This window comes from uncultured Streptococcus sp. (assembly GCF_963516575.1).
GTDB lineage: Bacteria > Bacillota > Bacilli > Lactobacillales > Streptococcaceae > Streptococcus.
Window position 1 is genome coordinate 1 of the sequence record NZ_CAUQCP010000085.1, and the last position, 3,324, is coordinate 3,324.

The 3,324-nt window shown below is 40.8% G+C and carries 3 protein-coding genes; all 3 read left to right on the forward strand.

What is annotated here, in order from left to right:
- Nucleotides 1-3: 3 nt before the first annotated feature.
- Entirely contained in the window at nt 4-1,578 is a 1,575-nt protein-coding gene (locus RWM06_RS09595) for a DEAD/DEAH box helicase (protein ID WP_313970949.1), read from the forward strand.
- Between the two features lie 257 nt (nt 1,579-1,835).
- Entirely contained in the window at nt 1,836-2,624 is a 789-nt protein-coding gene (codY, locus tag RWM06_RS09600; RefSeq protein ID WP_313970948.1) for a GTP-sensing pleiotropic transcriptional regulator CodY, read from the forward strand.
- Entirely contained in the window at nt 2,624-3,199 is a 576-nt protein-coding gene (locus tag RWM06_RS09605) for a cysteine hydrolase family protein (RefSeq protein WP_125386161.1), read from the forward strand. Before codY ends, RWM06_RS09605 begins: the two co-directional genes overlap by 1 nt.
- Nucleotides 3,200-3,324: the final 125 nt, after the last annotated feature.

Consider the following 3,324-nt stretch of genomic DNA (forward strand, 5'->3'; position numbering starts at 1 on the left):
AACGTGAAATTTAATGAATTAAACTTGTCTGCTGATTTGCTAGCAGAGATTGAAAAAGCTGGTTTTGTAGAAGCCAGTCCTATCCAAGAACAAACTATTCCCTTGGCTCTAGAAGGCAAGGACGTTATCGGTCAAGCTCAGACTGGTACAGGAAAAACCGCAGCCTTTGGCTTGCCAACCCTTGAAAAAATTCGTACAGAAGAAGCGACCATCCAAGCCTTGGTCATCGCTCCAACTCGTGAACTAGCTGTCCAAAGTCAAGAAGAACTCTTCCGCTTTGGTCGTAGCAAGGGAGTCAAAGTCCGTTCAGTATATGGTGGATCAAGCATCGAAAAACAAATCAAGGCTCTTAAATCAGGTGCCCATATCGTGGTGGGAACTCCAGGTCGCCTCTTGGACTTGATTAAACGCAAGGCCTTGAAATTACAAGATATTGAAACTCTTATCCTTGACGAAGCAGATGAAATGCTCAACATGGGCTTCCTTGAAGATATCGAAGCTATCATTTCTCGTGTTCCTGAGAATCGTCAAACCCTACTCTTCTCAGCGACTATGCCTGAAGCTATCAAACGTATTGGTGTTCAGTTTATGAAAGAACCTGAGCATGTCAAGATTGCTGCCAAGGAATTGACAACTGAATTGGTTGACCAGTACTATATCCGAGTCAAAGAGCAAGAAAAATTTGATACCATGACCCGTCTTATGGATGTGGAACAACCAGAACTTGCTATCGTATTTGGTCGTACAAAACGTCGTGTAGATGAATTGACTCGTGGTCTGAAAATCCGTGGTTTCCGTGCAGAAGGAATTCATGGTGACTTGGACCAAAACAAACGTCTTCGTGTCCTTCGTGACTTTAAAAATGGCAATCTTGATGTTTTGGTTGCGACAGACGTTGCAGCGCGTGGCTTGGATATTTCAGGTGTGACCCATGTCTATAACTACGATATTCCACAAGATCCTGAAAGTTATGTTCACCGTATCGGTCGTACAGGTCGTGCTGGTAAGTCAGGTCAGTCGATTACTTTCGTATCACCAAATGAAATGGGCTACCTCCAAATCATTGAAAACTTGACCAAGAAACGCATGAAAGGTCTCAAACCTGCAAGTGCAGAAGAAGCCTTCCAAGCAAAAAAACACGTAGCTCTCAAGAAAATCGAACGTGATTTTGCAGATGAGACTATCCGTGCCAACTTTGAGAAATTTGGTAAGGATGCTCGTAAGCTAGCTGCCGAATTTACTCCAGAAGAATTGGCAATGTATATCTTGAGTCTGACTGTTCAAGACCCAGATAGTCTTCCTGCAGTGGAGATTGCACGTGAAAAACCACTACCATTTAAACCATCAGGTAATGGTTTCGGTGGTAAAGCCAAGGGAGGTCGTCGTGGAGATGACCGTCGTGATAATCACCGAGGAGACAACCGTCGTGGTGGTCGTCGTGATGATTTCAAAAAAGGAAGTCGTAGCAACGATCGTTTTGATAAGGAAAAACGTTACCGTAAGGATAATAAAAAACCACGCAATACTTCAAGCGAAAAGAAAACAGGCTTTGTGATTCGTAACAAGGGCGATAAATAGGAAAAAGCGGTTCAAAATGAATCGCTTTTTTTATATAAGGAGACCGAATGGAAAAAGAAAGATAGATAAAATAGTTATATTATCTTCTTGTAATATTATAATACACAAAAATAGGAGGATTGTCAATAGAAAAGAAGCAATTTAATTAAAAATATTCTTGTTTTTTCAAATTGCAATTAAATAAGCAATTTTCAGATAATAATTGAAAATTAAAGGTCTTTATGTTATAATGGAAGCGATTAAATACGAGGTGAAAAATGGCACATTTATTAGAAAAAACTAGAAAAATTACTTCTATTCTGAAGCGCTCGGAGGAGCAGTTACAGGAAGAACTTCCCTACAATGCGATTACCCGTCAATTGGCAGATATTATTGACTGTAACGCTTGTATCGTCAATAGCAAGGGACGTCTCCTTGGCTATTTCATGCGTTACAAAACCAATACAGATCGTGTAGAGCAGTTCTTCCAAACTAAGATTTTCCCAGATGACTACATTCAAGGTGCGAACATGATCTACGATACAGAAGCCAATCTGACAGTTGATCATGATTTGAGTATTTTCCCTGTGGAAAGTCGTGCCGACTTTCCAGATGGTTTGACGACCATTGCACCGATTCATGTATCAGGGATTCGTCTTGGTTCTCTTATTATCTGGCGTAATGATAAACAATTTGACGATGAGGACTTGATTCTTGTTGAGATTGCGAGTACCGTTGTTGGGATTCAACTCCTCAACTTCCAGCGTGAAGAAGATGAGAAAAATATCCGTCGCCGTACTGCTGTTACCATGGCGGTTAATACCCTTTCTTACTCCGAACTCCGTGCTGTTTCAGCAATTTTAGGAGAATTAAATGGAAATGAAGGGCAGTTGACTGCGTCTGTGATTGCAGACCGTATCGGAATTACCCGTTCTGTGATTGTCAATGCCCTTCGTAAACTTGAGTCTGCGGGGATTATTGAAAGTCGCTCACTTGGAATGAAGGGAACCTATCTTAAGGTCTTGATTTCAGATATTTTTGAAGAAGTGAAGAAAAGAGATTACTAATGACTAAGGCTTTGATTTCGATTGATTATACAGAAGATTTTGTTGCAGATAGTGGAAAATTGACAGCAGGTGCTCCAGCTCAGGAAATTTCGGAAGCCATTAGCAAGGTAACTCGACTAGCTTTTGAACGAGGAGATTACATCTTCTTTACCATCGATGCTCATGAAGAAAATGATTGTTTCCATCCAGAAAGCAAGCTGTTTCCTCCTCACAATTTGATTGGGACTAGTGGACGGAATTTATATGGAGATTTGGGGACTTTTTATCAAGAGCATGGTTCAGACAGTCGTGTCTTTTGGATGGATAAACGCCATTACTCGGCTTTTTCAGGGACTGACCTGGATATCCGTTTGAGAGAGCGTCGCGTGTCTACAGTTATCTTAACAGGTGTCTTGACGGACATCTGTGTCCTGCATACAGCTATAGATGCCTACAATCTAGGATATGATATCGAGATTGTTAAACCAGCTGTTGCTTCTATCTGGCCTGAAAATCATCAATTTGCTCTTGGACATTTCAAAAATACACTTGGAGCTAAGTTGGTAGATGAAAATCTAAATGAAATTTCAGAGTAATTTGGCTGATGAAATGAAAAAAATTGAAAAAAAGTGTTGACAAGCATCCTAAAAGTTGATATACTAGTAAAGTAATCGACGCGGGGATGGCGGAATTGGCAGACGCGCAGGACTAAGGATCCTGT

What these genes read in the sequence shown, in the direction of transcription:
- codY (WP_313970948.1), top strand. Translation starts at nt 1,836, where the DNA reads ATGGCACATTTATTAGAAAAAACTAGAAAAATTACTTCTATTCTGAAG.
- RWM06_RS09605 (WP_125386161.1), top strand. Translation starts at nt 2,624, where the DNA reads ATGACTAAGGCTTTGATTTCGATTGATTATACAGAAGATTTTGTTGCA.